Origin of the sequence: Anaerotalea alkaliphila (assembly GCF_010179735.1) — a bacterium.
Taxonomy (GTDB): Bacteria; Bacillota; Clostridia; order Lachnospirales; family Vallitaleaceae; genus Anaerotalea; species Anaerotalea alkaliphila.
On record NZ_JAAEEH010000019.1, the window covers coordinates 39,615 to 58,246 of the forward strand.

The following is an 18,632-nucleotide window of genomic DNA, read 5'->3' on the forward strand; positions in this document are numbered from 1 at the left end:
ATGACTATTATAACAACAATGCTCCACTTTTTCAAGCACTAATTTTCAAAATCCCCGTCTTCCCCGTCCGCATCCCAGTCGTCTTCGTCTTCGTCTTGAGGAGGCGCTTCTTCCTTGGTCTTCCCGGTCTCCTCTGCGGCCGATTTTTCCGCCTGGGCCTTCCTTCTGCTGGAGCTGTCGATGAAGTCGATGGTCCCATGGATCCAACAGGAACCCTTGAAGCGCATCCCCACCATAGGTTTTCCCACCATGTCCTGCACGTTGATGTACAAGTCGATGGTGATGTTCATGCATTTCACGACCAGCTGGTAGATGCTTTCTCCTGTGACCTTGTTCTTCAGCTTTTTCACCTTTTCGATGGTCCCCAGGAGGGAATAGATGTCGTCGTCGTCCCCCAAGGGAACGAAATACCCCTCCAGGATGCTCAGGATGTCTTCCGACTTCATCCGCTCATGGAGCATTTCGGTGGCCTCGTCCGCCTCCTCTTCCAGGATGTCCATGGCTTCCTCGTTGCCCCTGCGGGCCTCCTCCAGCAGCTCCTCCCGGATCCTGTCCTCTTCCGCCTCCAGCAGGAGCTCCTCCTCATCCTTGTCGATGGGAAGGACGACCGTGCCTTCGATGGAAAACGCCGCCAACCGCACGCCTTCGATGTAGACATCCTCCTCGTCTTCCAGGTCCCAGTAGTCGATCACATTCTGCAGGAAGAATGAAATGGGGGTGCCGGACCTGCTTTCCTCGCAGTAGCCGCTGAACACATCCGGCTTGTCCCCCTGGACCACATCCACCTCATGTGTGTCCGTACGCTGGCTTCCCAGCGCGTAGGGGAGCAGGGCGTGGATCTTCAATTCCTCTTTATCGTCCAGTTCCCCTCTGGCCACAAGGCCGTAATGGGGACCGTATTCCTTGTAGTATTCCACATGGATCTGGTTGGACCGGTGGTTGGACGCAAAGCGCTTGCTGGGTTCCTTCAGAACCTCCCCCACCAGGGCTTCCGCCTTCTCCCTGCTGTCGTACTCACTGAATCCCAATGCCTTGATATATAGAATCATGACCACACCTCCTTCGTCCGTCTGGCGGCAAATGCAAACCTGTTACAAGGAAAACAGCCTTCGCGCGTTCTCGAAGGTCGCATCCTCCACTTCTTTCGGCTCCAGCCCTTTCCTCCGGGCGATCGCCTCGATGATATGGGGCAGATTCCTGCTGTCGTTCCTTCTTCCCCTGTTGGGCACAGGGGCAAGATAAGGTGCATCCGTCTCCACAAGGATGCTGGACAAGGGGACCGCATCCACGACCCTTTGGAGGGCCTTCGAATTGGGGAACGTCAGCACGCCCCCCACACCGATGTAAAACCCGTGCTTCACATACTCCAAGGCGGTTTCCCTGCTTCCGGAAAAACAATGGATGACGCCTAAGATCCTGCCGAAGGCCTCCTCCTGGAGGATGTCGAAGGTTTCCTTGGAGGCGTCCCTGCTGTGGACGACGACCGGCAGGCCAAGCTCCACCGCCAGTCTGGTCTGCTCCCTGAACCAGCGTCTCTGGGCTTCCCGTGGGGCCGTGTCGTAGTAATAGTCCAGGCCCACTTCCCCCACAGCCACCACCTTCTCCTGGCGTCCGTATTCCCGCAGCAGCTCCAAGTCCTGTTCGGTCATGTCCCCCACCTCATGGGGATGGACCCCCACGGCCGCATAGACGAAGTCATATCGTCGGGCCAGCTCCAGGCTCATGCGGGTGGATTCCATGCTGGCGCCGATGTTGACCACATAGCCGATGTTGTGTTCCCCCAAGGACGACAGGACCTGGTCCCGGTCCTCCTGGAAACGTTCGTCGTCATAATGGGCATGGCTCTCAAATATCATGGGTGCACCTCCCTCAGCCCACATCGGCTCCGTTTCCGATGCCGCCGTCCACCGTGAGCACATTCAGGTTGCCTTCCTCGTCGCTGGCGGCCAGGATCATCCCTTCGGACAGCACCCCCCTCAGCTTCACCGGCTTCAGGTTCATGACGACCACAACCTTCTTGCCCACCATCTCTTCCGGCTTGTACCAGTTGGCGATGCCGGATACGATCTGGCAGGTTTCCTTGCCCACCTTGATCTGGGAAACCAGGAGCTTGTCGGATTTCTTCACCGGCTCGCAGGAAAGCACTTCCCCGATCTTCATCTGCACCTTGAAGAAATCGTCGATGGTGATGGGTTCGACTGCCGCCGCTTCCTCCTCCGGTTCCGTGGCTTCCGCCGACTCCGTACCAGTCGCCTCCTGTTCCATCTCCTTCTCGATCTCCTCCAGCTTCACCGCCTCGTCGATCCGGGCGAACAGGACCTCCGCCTTGCCAACCGGCTCTCCCGGAAGCGTTCCGTCGAAGGACGCCAGGGATTCCCAAGCTTCCTTTTTCGCATTGATCTGGCGCAGGATCTTTTCCGCCGTTTCGGGCATGAATGACTTGAGCAGGACCGCGGAAAAACGGATGGATTCCAGCAGGTTGTAGAGGACGGTCCCCAGCCGCTCCCGCTGTGCTTCATCCTTTGCCAGGATCCAGGGGGTGGTCTCGTCGATGTATTTGTTGCTCCTGCGCAGCAGCGTCCAGATCTCGTCCATGGCGTCCGCAACCCGCAGGTCGTCCATCTTCCGCTCCACCTTCTTCGGTGTGGAAAGGGCCAGGTCCACCAGCTCCTGGTCAAACTCCCCGGGTGCCGACGGCGCCTGGACCACGCCTCCGAAATATTTGTCCACCATGGCCACCGTCCGGTTCACCAGGTTCCCCAGGATGTTGGCCAGGTCGGAGTTGATCCGGTTGACCAGCAGGCTGTAGGTCATGGTCCCGTCCTGGGCGAAGGGCATCTCATGCAGCACGTAGTAGCGCACGGCGTCCACGCCGAAATGGCGGACCAGCTGTTTCGCATAGATCACATTCCCTCTGGACTTGGACATCTTGTCCATCCCCGTCATCAGCCAGGGATGGCCGAACACCTTCTTGGGAAGCTCCACCCCCAGGGCCATCAGCATGATCGGCCAGTAGATGGTGTGGAATCGCAGGATGTCCTTCCCGATGAGGTGGACATCCGCAGGCCAGTATTTCTTGAAGAGCTCCCCCGGTTCGCCGTCCGGGTCGTAGCCCAACCCTGTGATGTAGTTGGACAGGGCGTCCACCCATACGTAGACCACATGCTTGTCGTCGAAATCAACAGGGATGCCCCAGGAAAAGGAGGTCCGGGAGACGCAAAGGTCCTGGAGTCCGGGCTTCAGGAAGTTGTTCACCATCTCGTTCCTGCGGGACTCCGGCTGGATGAACTCCGGATTTTCCTCGATGTGCTTCATCAGACGGTCCTGGTACTTGCTCAGCCGCAGGAAATAGGCCTCCTCGCTGGTCTTTTCCACCTCCCGGCCACAGTCCGGACATTTTCCTTCCACCAGCTGGCTCTCCGTGAAGAAGGACTCGCAGGGGGTGCAGTAGAGGCCTTCATAGGTTCCCTTGTAGATGTCCCCCTGGTCGTACAGCTTGCGGAAGATCTTCTGGACGGCCCTTTCGTGTTCCCCGTCGGTCGTGCGGATGAACTTGTCGTAGCTGGTGTTCATCATATCCCAGATTTGCTTCACTTCCCCTGCAATCTGGTCTACCAGCTCCTTGGGAGTGACGCCGCTGGCTTGGGCCTGCTGCTGGATCTTCTGGCCGTGCTCGTCCGTGCCTGTCTGGAAGAACACGTCATAGCCCGTCTGTCTCTTGAACCTTGCGATGCTGTCCGCAAGAACCGCCTCATAGGTGTTTCCGATATGGGGGGTGCGGGATGTGTACGCGATGGCCGTGGTGATGTAATAGGGTTTCATCTATGTTGGAACCTCCGATTCTAGTATTGATTTCCATGTTAAACGCACATTAGATTATACACCATGCATCCCCCAAATACAATGGAAACAGCAGAAAAGACGCCCCGGAAGCCCATCCGGGGCGTCTTTTCTGCTGTTCATTTTCCTGATGTCCTCTGTGCCGCCTTGTAGGTCGCATCGAAATACCGTTCCAACTGGTGGAGGGCGCTGTTCAGCACTTCCGCTTCCTCCGGCTTCAGCATCTTGATGATGTTGTCCACCATCTCCTTGTGGAATTCCATATGGTGCAGATACGCCGCCTGCCCTTTGGGGAGGAGGGATACGAGGACCACACGCTTGTCCTTGGCGCTGCGGACCCTGCGCACATATTCCTTCTTCACCAGATTGTTGATGGCGATGGTCAATGTGCCCACCGTCACATCCAAGTCCTGGGCTATGGCGCTCATGTTCCGGGCGGTGTCATAGCCGATGGCTTCTATCACATGCATGTCCGTAATGGAAATGTCCTTGAACGCATCGATGATCAGTGCTTTTTCTTCAATCGTCATGATATGGTTGAATAGGCGTACAAGAAGCCCGTTCAGGGATTCGTAGAGATCGCTCAAATGCATCACCAACTTTTACTTTGATAATCAAAGTATAGCCTACATTTCCAGTACTGTCAAGGAAAGCCTAGCTTTCCAGGGCGGAAGAGAGCTCCCGGACGAAAGCCTCCACCACGAACGGATTTCCCTTGCTTTCCTCGATTTTCCGCACGATGGCCGTACCCACGATCACCGCATCCGCGATGCCCGCCATCCGGACCACGTCCTCCCTTGTGGAGATTCCGAAGCCCACCGCCACGGGCAGGTCCGTGTTCTCCTTCACGGCGGCGATGTACTTGTCCAGGTCCTTGTGGAATTCCGAGTCCCTGCCTGTAACCCCCATGGAAGAAACGCAGTAGACGAATCCTTCCCCTTCCTTGAGGGTGTAGGTCAGCCGATCCCCGGAGGTGGGGGAAGCGAAGGGGATCAGGGCGATGCCCGCAGCGTCGGCCTCCGCCTTGATTTCCCCCTGCTCCTCGTAGGGGAGGTCCGGGACGATCAGGGCGTCCACGCCGATCTCCTTGCAGGCCCGCATGAATTCATCCTTCCCGTACACCACGATGGTGTTGGTATAGACCAGGAACGCCAAGGGGGTGCCGCTTTTTTCCTTGAAACGGCGGACCACCTGGAAGATCTCCTCCACCCCCAGATCCTTTTCTATGGCCCTTTGGCCGGCGGCCTGTATCACCGGTCCGTCCGCCAGCGGATCCGAAAAGGGGATGCCCACCTCGATCACATCGCATCCTCCCCGGTCCAGGGCCTCCATCAGTCCCAGCGTCTCCGCTATGGACGGATCCCCCGCGGTCAGATATCCGATAAAACCTTTTTTGCCTTGGGCCCTCAAGTCCCGTAGCCTTCTTTCCAATGGATTCATTTCGCACCCCTCCTATTTGTTCAGGCTTTCCAGCCCGCTTTTCCCTTGTTTGTAGTATTCCATGATGGTGTGGGTGTCCTTGTCCCCCCGGCCGGAAACGTTGATGACGATGATGCTGTCCTTCGGCATGGCGGCCGCCTCCTTCAGGGCGCAGGCGATGGCATGGGAGCTTTCCAGGGCCGGGATGATCCCCTCCGTCCTGGTCAGAATTTCAAACCCTTCCAGGGCCTCCTGGTCCGTCACCACTTCGTAGCGGGCCCGTTTGATATGGTTCAGATGGGCATGCTCCGGTCCCACACCGGGATAGTCCAGGCCGGCGGAGATGGAATGGGCGGGTATGATGTTCCCGTTCTTGTCCGTCAGCAGGATGGTCTTCATTCCCTGGAAGACGCCCAGGGTGCCTTTGGCTTCCGGATGGAGGACCACCGCATGCTTCCCGGAGGCGATCCCAAGCCCCCCGGCCTCCACGCCCACCAGTTCCACCTGGGTGTCGTCCAGGAAGGGGTAGAACATGCCCATGGAGTTGCTTCCGCCTCCGACGCAGGCGTAGATCCTGTCCGGCAGCCGTCCCTCCTTCTCCAGGATCTGCCTGCGGGTCTCGTCCCCGATGACCCGCTGGAAATCCCGGACCATGGTGGGGTAGGGATGGGGACCCACGACGGACCCGATGACATAGAAGGTGTCCTCCGCCCGCTTCACCCATTCCCGGATGGCCTCGTTGGTGGCGTCCTTGAGGGTCTTGGAACCGGAAACCACCGGCACCACTTCCGCACCCAGGAGCTGCATCCTGAACACATTCAGCTCCTGCCGGTGCACATCCTCCTCGCCCATGTAGACGGTGCAGGTCATGCCGAACAAGGCCGCCGCTGTGGCTGTGGCAACCCCGTGCTGTCCGGCGCCGGTCTCGGCAATCACATGCTTCTTGCCCATCCGCCTGGCCAGCAGGACCTGTCCCAGCACGTTGTTGATCTTGTGGGCGCCCGTATGGTTCAGGTCCTCCCTTTTCAAATAGATCTTTGCCCCGCCGGTCTTTTCCGTCAGGTGCTTCGCATAGTAGAGGGGGGTTTCCCTTCCCGCGTATTCCTCCAGGTAGTACTCGTACTCCTTGACGAACGCCGGGTCCGCCATGGCGTCGATGAACGCCGCCTCTAGCTCCTGGAGGGGCATCATCAGGGATTCCGGCACATACTGGCCGCCAAATTCTCCAAATTTCTTCTTCATCTATCTTTTTCCTCCTTGTCGATCTCTTCAAATAGGCGCCGGATCTTCTCCTCGTCTTTGAGCAGGTCCGTTTCCACACCCGAGTTCACGTCCACCAGGGCGGGGTGCAGGGTCCTGATGGCCTCCCGGATGTTCTCCGGGCAAAGTCCTCCCGCCAGGAACAGCGGAAACCTTTCCTCCAGCCCGGCCGCCCAGGACCAGGGAAAGGCCTTCCCCGTCCCCCCCGACTGTCCGCCCACCCGGGCATCCAGCAGCAATCCCTCCAGGTTGGGCAGTTTCGGCAGGGCCGCTTCCCAGGATTCCAGGATTTCCAGGCTGGAGGGATCCTCCACATCCACCGGGATGGTTTTCCACACCCTGGCCTTAATCCTCCGGATGTCTTCCACAGATTCCCGCCCGTGGAGCTGGACAACCTCCAGCCCGCATTCCCGGACCAAGTCGTTGACCCGCTGGGGGGACTCGTCCACGAAGACCCCCACAGGCGTGATTCCAGGCCGAAGTCGGGCGATCAGGACCCCTGCCTGCTCCGGCGTAACCTGCCTCTTGCTCGCCGCAAAAATGAAGCCCGCATAATCCACAGGATACCGGTTCAGGATCTCCACTTCCTCCATCCGCTTGATGCCACAGATCTTAACCTGCATGGTTTCCCGCCTGACCTCCTTTTTTGAACGCTTCCGCCTTGGCCTTGATGTCCCCGCTGCGCATGAAGCTTTCCCCCACCAGGATGCCGTCCACCCCGGCGCCCGCCAGCTTTTGCACGTCTTCCATGGTGTCGATGCCGCTTTCGCTGATGAGCAGCACCCCTTCTGGAATCAGGTCCGCCAGCTCCAGGGTCAGGTCCAGGTCTGTTGCAAAGGTCTTCAGGTTCCGGTTGTTCACCCCCACGATCCTGGCTCCGGCCCTAAGGGCCGTCTGGATTTCATCCGCGTCATGGGTTTCCACCAGGGCATCCATCCCCAGGCTTTCGGCCAGTTCCAGCAGCTCCTTCAAGGTTTCCTCCTTCAGGATGGCCACAATCAGCAGGATGCAGCTGGCTCCCGCAAGCTTTGCCCGGTAGACCTGCACCTTGTCGATGATGAAGTCCTTGTAGAGGGTGGGAAGGGAAACCGCCTGGCTCACCGCCTGGAGATACGCTTCGCTTCCTTGGAAGAAGTCCTCTTCCGTCAGGACGGAGATGGCATCCACCGCCCCCTCGTACTCCCTGGCCAGTTCCAAAGGACGGAAGTCCTCTTTGATCACACCCTTGCTGGGCGAGGCCTTCTTGATTTCCCCGATGATGGAAATCCCTTCCTTGGCCATGGCCTTGTAGAAGAGAAAGGGTTCCTTGGAGGGCTCCAGGGAATTGACCTGGCCCACCAGTTCTTCCAGGTCCCATCCCTTTTCCTGCAGCCTTTCCCTCTTCTTCTCCACAATCCTGTCCAATATGTTCTTATCCTGTTCCATCATGGCTTTCCCCTTTCAGACCCGGTTGGATGCGGCGATGAACTCTTCCAGCTTCCGGGCCGCCTGGCCGCTGTCGATCAGGGAAGCCGCCATCCCCATGCCTTCCTGGAGACTGTCCGCCTTTTTCCCCACGTATAGGGCGGCGGCGGCGTTCAGCAGCAGCACATCCCGCTTGGGGCCTTGCATCCCCTCCAGCAGGTCCCGGATGATGCGCGCATTCTCCTGGGAATCGCCTCCCTTGATTTCATCGATGCCCACCCGACGGATGCCGAAATCTTCCGGCCGGAGGGTGTACCGGTGCAGTTTCCCGTCCTTTATTTCCACCACTTCCGTATCGGCGGAAATGGACAGTTCATCCAGCCCTTCCTGGCCATGGACCACAAGTGCCCGCTCCACGCCCAGGTTCAGGAGCACGTTGGCCATGGGTTCCAGAAGGGCGCCGTCGAACACGCCCAGCACTTGGGCATTGGCGTTGGCCGGGTTCGCCAGGGGTCCCAGGATGTTGAAGATGGTCCGAAATCCCAGCTCCTTCCTGGTCTTGCCCACATGCTTCATGGCCTGGTGGAAAATGGGGGCGAAAAAGAATCCGATGCCCGTCTCTTCCAGACAGCGGGCCACCTGTTCCTTGGTCAGGTCGATCTTGACCCCCAATGCTTCCAGCACGTCCGCGCTTCCTGATTTGCTGGACACGGAACGGTTCCCGTGCTTCACCACCTTGATGCCCGCGGCTGCGGCCACGATGGCCGTTGCGGTGGAGATGTTGAAGGTTCCGAAATGGTCCCCGCCGGTGCCGCAGGTGTCCACGGTGTAGTAGTTCTGGAGCTCCAGCCTGTCCGCCTTGCCGCGCATGGCCCTGGCGCCTCCCACGATTTCGGAAACCGATTCCCCCTTCATCTTCAATGCGGTGAGGAAACTGGCCATCTGGCTCTCGGTCACCTCTCCGCTCATGATTTTGGTCATGGTTTCCAGCATCTCTTCCTCGGTCAGGTTGTTCCCTGCCATCATCTTCTGGATGTTCTCATGGATCATGGTTTTTTCCTCCCTTTCGGTCAATGGATCTTCTCGATGAAGTTGCGGATGAGGATCTTGCCCTCGGGTGTCAGGATGGACTCCGGATGGAACTGGAGGCCATAGACGGGAAAATCCTTGTGCTTCATTGCCATGATCTCCTCCTCGCCTGTCTGGGAAAGGACCTCCAGGCAATCGGGGAAACCCTCCTTGGACACGATCAGGGAATGGTACCGGGCCACCTGGATTTCCTCCCCCACCCCCTCGAACAGGGGGTCCCGGGCCAACCGGATCACCGAGCTCTTCCCGTGGACCAGGCGCTTGGCATGGACCACTTTCCCTCCATAGGCTTCCCCCATGCACTGGTGTCCCAGGCATACCCCCAGGATGGGGACCTTTCCTCCGAAATGCCGGATCACATCCATGCAGATGCCCGCGTCTTTGGGGGCCTTGGGTCCGGGGGAGAGCACGATTTTTTCCGGGGCCAGGGCTTCGATTTCCTCCACCGTCATGGCGTCGTTCCTCACCACCAGGATGTCCTGCTCGAATTCCCCGATGTACTGGTACAGATTGTAGGTGAACGAATCGTAATTGTCTATCAATAGGATCATGGGATTCCTCCTGCAAAACCGTTTTTTACGGACCTGTCATTGGTTGATGGCGGCCATCATGGCCTTTGCCTTGTTCACGGTTTCCTCGTATTCGGCTTCCGGTTCGGAATCCGCCACGATTCCCGCTCCCGACTGGATGTGGACGACGCCGTCCTTCACCACAATGGTGCGGATGGCGATGCACATGTCCATGTTCCCGTTGAAGCCGAAATATCCGATGGCGCCGCCATAGATTCCCCGCTTGGAGATTTCCAGCTCTTCGATGATTTCCATGGCCCGGATCTTGGGTGCTCCGGACAAGGTCCCTGCCGGCAGGAAGCTCATGAGGACCTCGAACATGTCCTTGTCCTCCCGCTTCTCCCCTTCCACCAGGGATACGATGTGCATCACATGGGAATAGTTCTGCACTTCCATGAACTGCTTCACATGGACGGATCCGATCTGGGAGACCTTCCCCATGTCGTTCCTGCCCAGGTCCACCAGCATCACATGCTCCGCCCTCTCCTTCGGGTCCGCCAGCAGCTCCTTCGCCAGCTCCTGGTCCTCTTCCGTCGAGCGCCCCCTCCTCCGGGTGCCTGCGATGGGGCAGGTCTGGATGGTCCCGCTGCGAAGGTCCACCAGCATTTCCGGGGAGCTTCCCACAATCTGGTAATCCCCCATGTTGAAGTAGTACAGGTAGGGGGAGGGGTTCACCCTACGGAGTTTGCGGTACATGCTGAAGGGATCCAAGTCCGTTCTGGCGCTCCACCTCTGGGACAGCACCACTTGGAAGATGTCCCCCTCATAGATGTAGTCCTTCGCCTTCTCCACCGCGTCCATGAAGGTCTTCCTGCTCACATTGCTCTGGAACTGCAGGGGAGGCTGGGAGGATTCCCCCTCGATCAGCACATCCTTCTTCAGCATGCGGTGCAGGTCCGCCAGCTTCTCCTCCGCCTTCTTGGCACCCGCATCGTTCTCCTCTTCCAGCACCAGCAGGTGGATCATGTGGTGGTAATGGTCGTACACCACCAGTTCCCGGATGAACAGCAGATGCAAGTCCGGGGTCCCCACACTGTCCAGGTTCTCCTGGGGGATCTTCTCGTACTGCTTGATCATGTCGTACCCCACGGTTCCCACGGCCCCCCCTACGAAAGGGATGCTGGTGGTGTTCCGGATTTCGTACCGCTCGATTTCCTCCTTCACGAAATCCAAGGCCTTGCCTTCCCGCACCTCCACCTGGCTTTTGTCCAGCACGCCCCGGACATCCTCCTTGTAGATCTGGACCTGGTTCCCATATGCCCGGATCTCCAGGAAGGGATTGGCGGCCAGGAAGGAATACCTGCCTTTGGGCTGCTCCTTGCTTTCCAGCAGGAACCCTGTGGAATTCCTCACATATTTCTTGTACAGGGTGATGGGGGTTTCCACATCTCCAAAAATCTTCTCTTCATACACTTTCAAAACCATCTTGTCCATTTCTGCCTCCTACAACCAAGAAAGCATACTTCATATGCTTTCAGACTACACTGGGAAAGTTTGGTCCCAAACAAGCTAGGACGAACTTTCCCAGTGTATAAAAAAAGGCAATTCCATCCCTTCTCTGGGACGAAAATGCCTTTCGCTATGCCACCCATTCCATTGGTAACAGGTAAAAAAATAAGCCCCTCCATCATTGAGACGAAGTGCCTACCATGCCACTCAATTGCGTGCTTTTAGATACGATGCGGTTCAAATCACCGCCGATATCCCATCTCTGTAACGGGAGAACCCGGATGCGGCTACTGGCTCCCAAGGAGCTTTCGCCTCACGTCTCATGGACCCATTCCTGATCACTTCATGTACCGTACCTCACACCACCGACGGCTCGCTGAAACACTCCATAAAAAGTACTCTTTCCAATCACTGACTTGTCTTATGCAATTGTTGATGCAAACTAATTGAATAAATTATAGCATGGAATATTTTCATTGTAAAGCGGATCTTTTTCTATCGATGGACTATCGATGGAAATGCCCATAGACCTCCCGCTTGGGAAGCTTCCTGTCCTTTGCCACCTGCTTGATGGCCTCCTTCCGGTCCATGCCCCTTTCCTCATAGTACACCAGGTGCTCCTCCAGGGACATCTCTTCCCACCGGGCCAACTCCCTGGCTTCCAGGGAGGATTCGGACTGCCCCTCCAGCACCAGCACGTATTCCCCCCGGGGATCCTCCATGGCGTATTTATGGATGGCTCCCTCCAGGTCCATGGAGACGACCTCTTCGAACTTCTTGGTCAATTCCCGGGCCAGGACGATTTTCCTGTTCCCCAGGACCTGGTGCATGTCCTGCAGGGTTGTCCGCAGCTTGTGGGGCGCCTCATAGAACAGGACCGTCCTGGTCTCATCCTCCAGGGATTCCAGGATCTTCTGCCTGGCCTTCTTCTGCACGGGAAGGAATCCTTCGAAGACGAAACGGCGGGTGGACAAGCCTGAAAGCACCAGTCCCAGGATCAAGGCCGCCGGACCGGGGATTGCGGTCACATCCACCCCCGCCTGGTGGCAGGACCGGACCAGGAGCTCTCCGGGATCGGAAATCCCGGGGGTTCCCGCATCGCTCACCAGGGCCACCTGCTTTCCTTCCAGAAGGTCCTGCAGGATCTTCTCCCCCTTCTCCACCTGGTTGTGCTCATGGTAGCTGGTCATTTCCTTTTTGATTCCAAAATGGTTGAGCAGCTTCAGGGTGTGCCGCGTGTCTTCCGCAGCGATGTAATCCACCGTTTCCAATGTCCTGAGGGCTCTGGCGGACAGGTCCTCCAGATTGCCTATGGGGGTGGCCACCAAGAACAGTTGTCCTGCCATCTGTTCCTCCTTTCTCGTCAGTATCCATACAGGTCATATATTTCCGGCGTATAGACCCCTGGTTCCCTGTAAACCACCAACGGCGGCTCCACCTTGACCATGGACCTTCCCTTCCGGACCGCCTCGATCAGCACCATGTTGGCCTCCTTCTCCAGGAAGGGATGGACCATCTTGATCCTCTTCGGCTCCAACTCCATCCCCTGGAGGGCTCCGATGATTTCAATCAGCCTATGGGGCCTGTGCACCAGATAGAAACGCCCCCCCACCTTCAGTAGCTTCGCGGCGGCACGGACCACATCCTCCAAGGTGCAGAGCACCTCGTGCCTGGCGATGGCCTTGGCGGAATCCGGATTCTTCAACCCATACCCCACATTCATATAGGGGGGGTTGGAAGTGACCACGTCGAAACTGGCCAACGGGAACAGTTCCGGCGCCTGGCGGATGTCCCCCTGCACGATGGAGACCTTTTCCTCCAATCCGTTCAAGGCAGCAGAACGTCTGGCCATGTCCGCGCTTTCCTCCTGGATCTCCAGGCCGGTGAAGTGTTCCCCTTCCGTCTTTGCCTCCAGGAGGATGGGGATGATGCCCGTGCCTGTTCCCAGGTCCAGGACCTTTTCCCCCTTCTTCACCTGGGCGAATCCCGACAATAGGACCGCATCCATGCCGAAACAGAATCTTTCCGGATGCTGGATGATCTTGTATCCGTTGCGATGCAGGTCATCGACCCGCTCACCTTTTCTTAGGGCCTTCATTCCTTCTCTCTTTCTTCGGTTCCCCGGAAGGCTCCTTGGGTCCGTCCTTGGGGGCATCCTTTGGGGGTTTCCTCCTTGGGTCTTTCCTCTGTTCCTTTCTGGGCTCCCGCCGCTGTTCCCTTTTCGGTTCCCTTTTCTTCTCCGTGGCCGGTTCCTGTTCCCCTTGGGTCTTCTCCATGGTTTCCAGCTTCTTAAGCTCCGCATATTCCTCCTTGGGGAGGGAAGCCTTCTGGAAACGCCTGGACCTGCTCTTGACCGTAAGTTCGGAAGTTTTGTATTCCAGGATTTCAGGGGCTTCTTCGTTGCGCACCACCACCTTCACCAACTGCCGGATGATGTTGATGTTGATGACCTCCGCATCCTTTCCGCCCGGCGTCGTCACGATGTCCCCCACTTGGGGCAGGCTGTCATGGAGCATCTCGTAGGTGGATTCCTCATATTTCAGACAGCACATCAGCCGTCCGCATACACCGGAAATCTTTGTCGGGTTCAAGGACAGGTTCTGTTCCTTTGCCATCTTGATGGATACGGGATGGAACTCGCTCAGGAAGGAATTGCAGCACAGGGACCTCCCGCAGATGCCGATGCTTCCCATCAGCTTGGTCTCGTCCCGCACACCGATCTGGCGCAACTCGATCCTTGTCTTGAACACGGAGGCCAGGTCCTTCACCAGCTCGCGGAAATCGATCCGTCCGTCTGCGGTGAAATAGAACAGCAGCTTGTTGTTGTCGAATGTATATTCACTGTCGACGAGCTTCATCTCCAGGTTGTGTTTTTTTATTTTTTTCTGGCACAGCGCAAAGGCCTCTCTTTCCTTGGCCTTGTTTTCCTCTTCCAGTGCGTCGTCTTCCGCCGTGGCCACCCGAAGCACTTTCCGCAGCGGCTGCACCACCGATTCGTCCTGCACTTCCTTTGTGCCCAGGACCACCTTCCCATATTCCACACCGCGGACCGTCTCGACGATCACATGCTGGCCTTTGGCTATATCCTTGCCTTCGGGATCGAAATAGTAGACCTTTCCCGCTTTCTTGAAACGCACACCTATGACTTTAACCATCTTGTTCTCCTTGTCCATTCTTTGCCTTCCGGCAGTTTCCTCTCCCCCTTGGGCCTATACATGCATGGCGTTCAGGAACATCATCTCCAACGCCAAAGTCAAGTTCACATTGAACCGGATCTGCTGCTGCAGCAGATCCAGATTCTCCAGCAGCTTGCCGATCCGTCCATAGGACAGATGCATCCCCTGCCGCTGCAAAACCTGGTACTGGTCCTGATGGACCAGGTAGGCGCTGTCGCCCACCTCCTTCACCACCAGCAAATCCCGCAGCCATGTCTGGAACAGCTCCATCACCGTGTGGAAGTCTCCCTTGTACTGGTCCAGACCGCCTGCAGCTTCGATTATATCATATTCGTTCCCTTTGATAAACACTTCCATCAACCCCATCACAGACTCCCTTGCTTCCAGAAAAGCCTGGGAGGAAGACAGTTGGATCGCCCTCCCGATGTTGCCTCTGGAAAAGGCGGTCAGCAGCCTGGCCTGGTAGTCGGGTTTCTTCAGGACGGTGCGGATGTAATGGTCCACCAGGGCATGGGGGACCGGCTTCACATGCAGCAGCACGCAGCGGGACAGGATGGTGGGCAGGAAGTTTCCGGGGTTTTCCGCCAATAGGAAGAACATGGCGTATTCCGGAGGTTCCTCCAAGGTCTTCAACAGGGCGTTCTGCGCCTGTATGGTCATCTGGTCCGCCCCATGGAGCAGGTAGATCTTGTATCTGGACTGGTAGGGCAGCAGATGGAGTTCTTCCTGCACCTGCACCCGCACATCCTCCACCCCCATGCTGGTCTTGTTCGTGGCCCGCACATGGACCAGGTCCGGATGGTTTCCGGCATTGAAAAGTATACAAGAGGAGCACCCGTTGCATGGCTCCTCTTGTTCTTCGGCACACAGCAAAACCTTGGCGAACACCTGGGAGAGCAGTGTCTTTCCGCTCCCTTCCTCGCCTGCGAACAGATAGGCGTGGGAGACCTTGTTCCGTTTTACAGCGTTCCTCATATGCAACAGCACATCTTCATGGCCTATGACGTCCTGGTAATCGAACATGCTCCCTCCGCCCTCAGATCTTCAGGTATTGGTCCACATCGATGACAAAAATCGTGGCACCTCCCACGGTCACCTCCACAGGATAGGACATGAATCCCTCCGGCATGTTGGAAATGGGGGGATTGATCAAGGACATCTGCTTCGTCGTCTGGCATTCCTCTTTGATCAGTCCGATCACAAAATCCACCTTCTCTTCTTCGATTCCGATGAAGAAGGTGGTGTTTCCCGTCTTCAACAGGCCTCCCGTGCTGGCCAGCTTCGTCGCCATGACGCCTTCGCTGTTCAACCTGTGCAGAAGCCTGTGTGAATCCTCGTCATGGATGATGGTGATGATCATTTTCATGGTAAAACCCCTTTCCAATCGTACTGTCTCTTGTCATGGTCCGTCTGTAAATGTCTTTCGGATCCTCTCCACGATGGCCTTGTGGATTTCTTCCTGGTCCTGACTTGCATCCAGCTGGAGGATCCTTGCGGAATCCTGCCGGGCCAGGAACCGGTAGGCATCGCTGACTTTCCGATGGAAATCCACCTTCTCCATTTCCATCCTGTCCAGATCCTTCTGGTCCTTTTTCCTTTTCAAACCTTCCTCTGCCTGCAGATCCAGGAATATGGTCAGGTCCGGCCGCAAACCTTCCAAGGCGAAATCGTTGATTGAAACGACCCGCTCCACACCCAGCTCCCGGGCGATTCCCTGGTATGCCAGGGAAGAGTCCAGGAACCGGTCGCAGATGACCATTTTCCCTTCAGCCAGGGCCGGCCGCACGACCTCCTCCACCAGTTGGGCTCTGGATGCCGCATAAAGCAATGCTTCCGTAGTTTCCGCCATTTCTGCGTACTCCCTGTTCAGGAGCATCGACCGGATTTCTTCCCCGATGACGGTCCCACCGGGTTCCCGGGTCAAGACCACTTCGGCTCCCCGGCTCTTGAAATATGCCTCCAGCAGGTTGATTTGGGTCGATTTCCCCGAACCATCCATGCCTTCCAGCGTAATGAACAATCCTCTCATGGCTCTTGTCCTTTGCTTTCTCAAATCGCCACCACCGGCAACAATCCATCTTCCAATCCCACCACATGCAACCCCGACTCCAAACATTCCTGCAGGATGGCAATGGCCTTCTTCTCCACCCGTTCCCCTGGAACAAGCAGCGGAATCCCTGGGGGATACACATGCACCATGGCCGCCGAAACGGACCCTTCCGCCTCCAGCAGACCGCACATCCTTTTGGGCGCCGTACCTGCTTCGAAGAGGGTCAGGGGAGCCGTGGAAACCGGTTGTTTGAAAGGTTCCTTGCCGCTGATGCCTGTTTCCATTATAGCACAACCCCGGCTGTTTTTGAAAAATTCTTTGGCCTTTTCAAGGCCCTGCAGAAGCAAAGCAAATCCTTCCCTGCTGTCCGCCACACTTGTGATCGCCACCACATGACCCAAACCCGCCATCTCCAATTGGACACCTTGATTCCGCAGGAACCGCTCCAAAACCGCTCCGTTTGGCAGATGGGCATGGGTGAAAAGGCAAATCTTCCCCAGGTCCACCGCCTGGATTCCATGGAATCCCTGGTGCCTCTTTCCCAGGAGGGTTCCGAACTCCAAGGCCTCGATTCCGCTCCGCAACCGTTCCAGATGCCCGGCATACTCCTGGAAGCGTTCCTTCTCCCGGTCCAGACGGACCATTCCCTTCTCCATCTGGGCCATGAACACATAGGAGGGGCTGCTCGTCTGGTAGATTCCCAAATAACGGGAAACCAGGTCCACATCCACCCGATGGCCACACGCATGCAGCAGGGCGGTCTGCGTGAAGAAGGGAAGGGTCTTGTGCAGGCTCTGCACCACCAGGTCCGCTCCCTGGGAAATGGCCGAAGGGGGTGCTCCGTGGCCGAAGACGAAGTGCGCCCCATGGGCTTCGTCCACAACCAAGACCTTCCCATGTCCATGGACCACCCGGGCAATGCCGCGAATGTCGGAAACGACCCCTTCATAGGTGGGGGAAGTGACCACGACGGTTTCGATTCCAGGCTTCTCCCGGAGGATCTTATCCACAGCTTCCGGAAGGATCCCTCCATGAATCCCCAATCCGTCCATTTGCTCTGGATAACACCAATGGACGATGCACCGGTGCAGGAAGGCCCCGTTGAAGACCGCCTGATGGCAGTTCCTGGCCAACAGGACCTCCCCTCCGGGCCTGGTGCTTGCGGACAGGGCTGCCAGCATGCCCACGGTGCTTCCGTTCACCAGGAAAAAAGTCCTATCGGCGCCGCAGATCCGGGCCACCCGCCTTTGGGCCTCACCCAGGATCCCTTCCTCATGGAGCAGATGGTCCAACCCCGGCACCTCTGTGGCATCCAAGGCATGCATGTCCTCCATCCAGGAAATCCTTCCCATTTTGTGTCCCGGCATATGCATCGGATACACTTCCCTGGCATACGCCTGCAACCGGTCAAACAACAATTCTTCCATAGGGCCATCCTCCCTTATGATTTCCTATACGCAAAAAACGCGTGCTATGCACGCGTCCTTCTCTTATGAGTCACCCGGGGTTCGAACCCGGGACACCTGGATTAAAAGTCCAGTGCTCTGCCAGCTGAGCTAGTGACCCACAGTGCCCAGAGCCGGAATCGAACCAGCGACACGAGGATTTTCAGTCCTCTGCTCTACCGACTGAGCTATCTGGGCATTCTTGAAATTGCGGAGACAGGATTCGAACCTGTGACCTTCGGGTTATGAGCCCGACGAGCTGCCAGCTGCTCCACTCCGCGGCATGGTGAAAATGGTGATGCGTTTTTTCTTGTTGAATGGAGGGAGAAGGATTCGAACCTTCGAAGGCGGTGCCAACAGATTTACAGTCTGCCCCCTTTAGCCACTCGGGAATCCCTCCTCATATGAATGCAAACAACAAAAGCCGACGATCGGACTCGAACCGATAACCTGCTGATTACAAGTCAGCTGCTCTGCCAATTGAGCCACGTCGGCATATCCATATTCCATTAAATGGGCGCAACAGGGCTCGAACCTGTGACCCCCTGCTTGTAAGGCAGGTGCTCTCCCAGCTGAGCTATGCGCCCTGGGATTTGGTCTAGCTTGACCGACGTTTATTTCAGGCAACCTTAGCGGCTTGACCTTACGACCCAGAAGGGACTCGAACCCTCGACCTCCGGCGTGACAGGCCGGCGCTCTAACCAACTGAGCTACTGGGCCAGATGGACTTTCATCCACTGGATATGTACATGTCACTTCCACACAGCATTTTCCACAGCAAAAACCACCAGCATTTTCAACCTTTTACACAATTATGGTTTGACGCCTAGTCGCCTAGGTCAAGCCCTCGACCGATTAGTATTGGTCAGCTGAACATGTTGCCATGCGTACACCTCCAACCTATCAACCTGGTAGTCTTCCAGGGGTCTTA

The 18,632-nt window shown here is 57.1% G+C and carries 17 protein-coding genes, 7 tRNA genes, 1 rRNA gene and 1 pseudogene; all 26 read right to left on the reverse strand.

Annotation, left to right across the window (positions count from 1 at the left end):
- Positions 1-38: 38 nt before the first annotated feature.
- Positions 39-1,049, reverse strand: a complete 1,011-nt coding sequence (locus GXN74_RS08175) for a DUF3881 family protein (protein WP_162370446.1) — start codon at positions 1,047-1,049, stop codon at positions 39-41.
- Positions 1,050-1,091: 42 nt separating this feature from the next.
- On the reverse strand, positions 1,092-1,856 hold the full coding sequence (locus GXN74_RS08180) for a TatD family hydrolase (protein WP_162370447.1): 765 nt from the start codon (positions 1,854-1,856) through the stop codon (positions 1,092-1,094).
- Positions 1,857-1,869: 13 nt separating this feature from the next.
- A complete protein-coding gene (gene metG / locus GXN74_RS08185; protein ID WP_162370448.1) occupies positions 1,870-3,822 on the reverse strand; it encodes a methionine--tRNA ligase in 1,953 nt (650 codons plus the stop codon).
- A 137-nt stretch (positions 3,823-3,959) separates the two neighbouring features.
- A complete protein-coding gene (locus GXN74_RS08190; protein WP_212505737.1) occupies positions 3,960-4,433 on the reverse strand; it encodes a MarR family winged helix-turn-helix transcriptional regulator in 474 nt (157 codons plus the stop codon).
- A gap of 61 nt (positions 4,434-4,494) precedes the next feature.
- Complete coding sequence (gene trpA / locus GXN74_RS08195) at positions 4,495-5,280, reverse strand: tryptophan synthase subunit alpha (RefSeq protein ID WP_162370449.1); 786 nt, start codon at positions 5,278-5,280, stop codon at positions 4,495-4,497.
- 12 nt (positions 5,281-5,292) lie between these two features.
- Positions 5,293-6,501 carry a tryptophan synthase subunit beta gene (trpB, locus tag GXN74_RS08200; RefSeq protein ID WP_162370450.1) on the reverse strand — a complete coding sequence of 403 codons (1,209 nt, stop codon included), beginning with the start codon at positions 6,499-6,501 and terminating at the stop codon, positions 5,293-5,295.
- Positions 6,498-7,142, reverse strand: coding sequence for a phosphoribosylanthranilate isomerase (locus GXN74_RS08205; RefSeq protein ID WP_162370451.1), 645 nt, complete (start codon positions 7,140-7,142; stop codon positions 6,498-6,500). The genes trpB and GXN74_RS08205 overlap by 4 nt, the downstream gene beginning before the upstream one ends.
- Entirely contained in the window at positions 7,132-7,947 is an 816-nt protein-coding gene (gene trpC, locus GXN74_RS08210) for an indole-3-glycerol phosphate synthase TrpC (protein ID WP_246208640.1), read from the reverse strand. The genes GXN74_RS08205 and trpC overlap by 11 nt, the downstream gene beginning before the upstream one ends.
- A gap of 12 nt (positions 7,948-7,959) precedes the next feature.
- A complete protein-coding gene (trpD, locus tag GXN74_RS08215; protein ID WP_162370452.1) occupies positions 7,960-8,973 on the reverse strand; it encodes an anthranilate phosphoribosyltransferase in 1,014 nt (337 codons plus the stop codon).
- Positions 8,974-8,993: 20 nt separating this feature from the next.
- On the reverse strand, positions 8,994-9,563 hold the full coding sequence (locus GXN74_RS08220; protein ID WP_162370453.1) for an anthranilate synthase component II: 570 nt from the start codon (positions 9,561-9,563) through the stop codon (positions 8,994-8,996).
- A 36-nt stretch (positions 9,564-9,599) separates the two neighbouring features.
- A complete protein-coding gene (gene trpE / locus GXN74_RS08225) occupies positions 9,600-11,015 on the reverse strand; it encodes an anthranilate synthase component I (RefSeq protein ID WP_162370454.1) in 1,416 nt (471 codons plus the stop codon).
- Positions 11,016-11,536: 521 nt separating this feature from the next.
- Positions 11,537-12,376 (reverse strand): 16S rRNA (cytidine(1402)-2'-O)-methyltransferase, encoded by an 840-nt coding sequence (gene rsmI / locus GXN74_RS08230; protein ID WP_162370455.1) that lies wholly within the window; start codon positions 12,374-12,376, stop codon positions 11,537-11,539.
- Between the two features lie 17 nt (positions 12,377-12,393).
- Positions 12,394-13,128 carry a tRNA1(Val) (adenine(37)-N6)-methyltransferase gene (locus GXN74_RS08235; RefSeq protein ID WP_162370456.1) on the reverse strand — a complete coding sequence of 245 codons (735 nt, stop codon included), beginning with the start codon at positions 13,126-13,128 and terminating at the stop codon, positions 12,394-12,396.
- Between the two features lie 160 nt (positions 13,129-13,288).
- Positions 13,289-14,185 (reverse strand): annotated as a pseudogene (locus GXN74_RS08240) (PSP1 domain-containing protein); the annotation flags it as partial.
- 54 nt (positions 14,186-14,239) lie between these two features.
- Positions 14,240-15,229 carry a DNA polymerase III subunit delta' gene (holB, locus tag GXN74_RS08245; RefSeq protein ID WP_162370458.1) on the reverse strand — a complete coding sequence of 330 codons (990 nt, stop codon included), beginning with the start codon at positions 15,227-15,229 and terminating at the stop codon, positions 14,240-14,242.
- A gap of 13 nt (positions 15,230-15,242) precedes the next feature.
- Positions 15,243-15,572: a cyclic-di-AMP receptor gene (locus tag GXN74_RS08250; RefSeq protein WP_162370459.1), complete on the reverse strand. Its 330-nt coding sequence runs from the start codon at positions 15,570-15,572 to the stop codon at positions 15,243-15,245.
- Positions 15,573-15,605: 33 nt separating this feature from the next.
- A complete protein-coding gene (gene tmk, locus GXN74_RS08255; protein ID WP_162370460.1) occupies positions 15,606-16,235 on the reverse strand; it encodes a dTMP kinase in 630 nt (209 codons plus the stop codon).
- A 20-nt stretch (positions 16,236-16,255) separates the two neighbouring features.
- The gene (locus GXN74_RS08260; protein ID WP_162370461.1) at positions 16,256-17,683 is read right to left on the reverse strand and encodes an aminotransferase class I/II-fold pyridoxal phosphate-dependent enzyme; all 1,428 of its coding nucleotides are present in this window, start codon (positions 17,681-17,683) and stop codon (positions 16,256-16,258) included.
- Between the two features lie 66 nt (positions 17,684-17,749).
- Positions 17,750-17,822, reverse strand: a tRNA-Lys gene (locus GXN74_RS08265).
- A 4-nt stretch (positions 17,823-17,826) separates the two neighbouring features.
- Positions 17,827-17,899 (reverse strand) — tRNA-Phe (locus GXN74_RS08270).
- Positions 17,900-17,909: 10 nt separating this feature from the next.
- Positions 17,910-17,982 (reverse strand) — tRNA-Met (locus tag GXN74_RS08275).
- 37 nt (positions 17,983-18,019) lie between these two features.
- A tRNA-Tyr gene (locus GXN74_RS08280) sits at positions 18,020-18,101 on the reverse strand.
- A 22-nt stretch (positions 18,102-18,123) separates the two neighbouring features.
- Positions 18,124-18,196, reverse strand: a tRNA-Thr gene (locus tag GXN74_RS08285).
- 19 nt (positions 18,197-18,215) lie between these two features.
- Positions 18,216-18,288 (reverse strand) — tRNA-Val (locus GXN74_RS08290).
- 59 nt (positions 18,289-18,347) lie between these two features.
- Positions 18,348-18,421: transfer RNA gene (locus GXN74_RS08295), tRNA-Asp, on the reverse strand.
- A gap of 115 nt (positions 18,422-18,536) precedes the next feature.
- Positions 18,537-18,632: ribosomal RNA gene (locus tag GXN74_RS08300) — 23S ribosomal RNA — on the reverse strand; the annotation flags it as partial.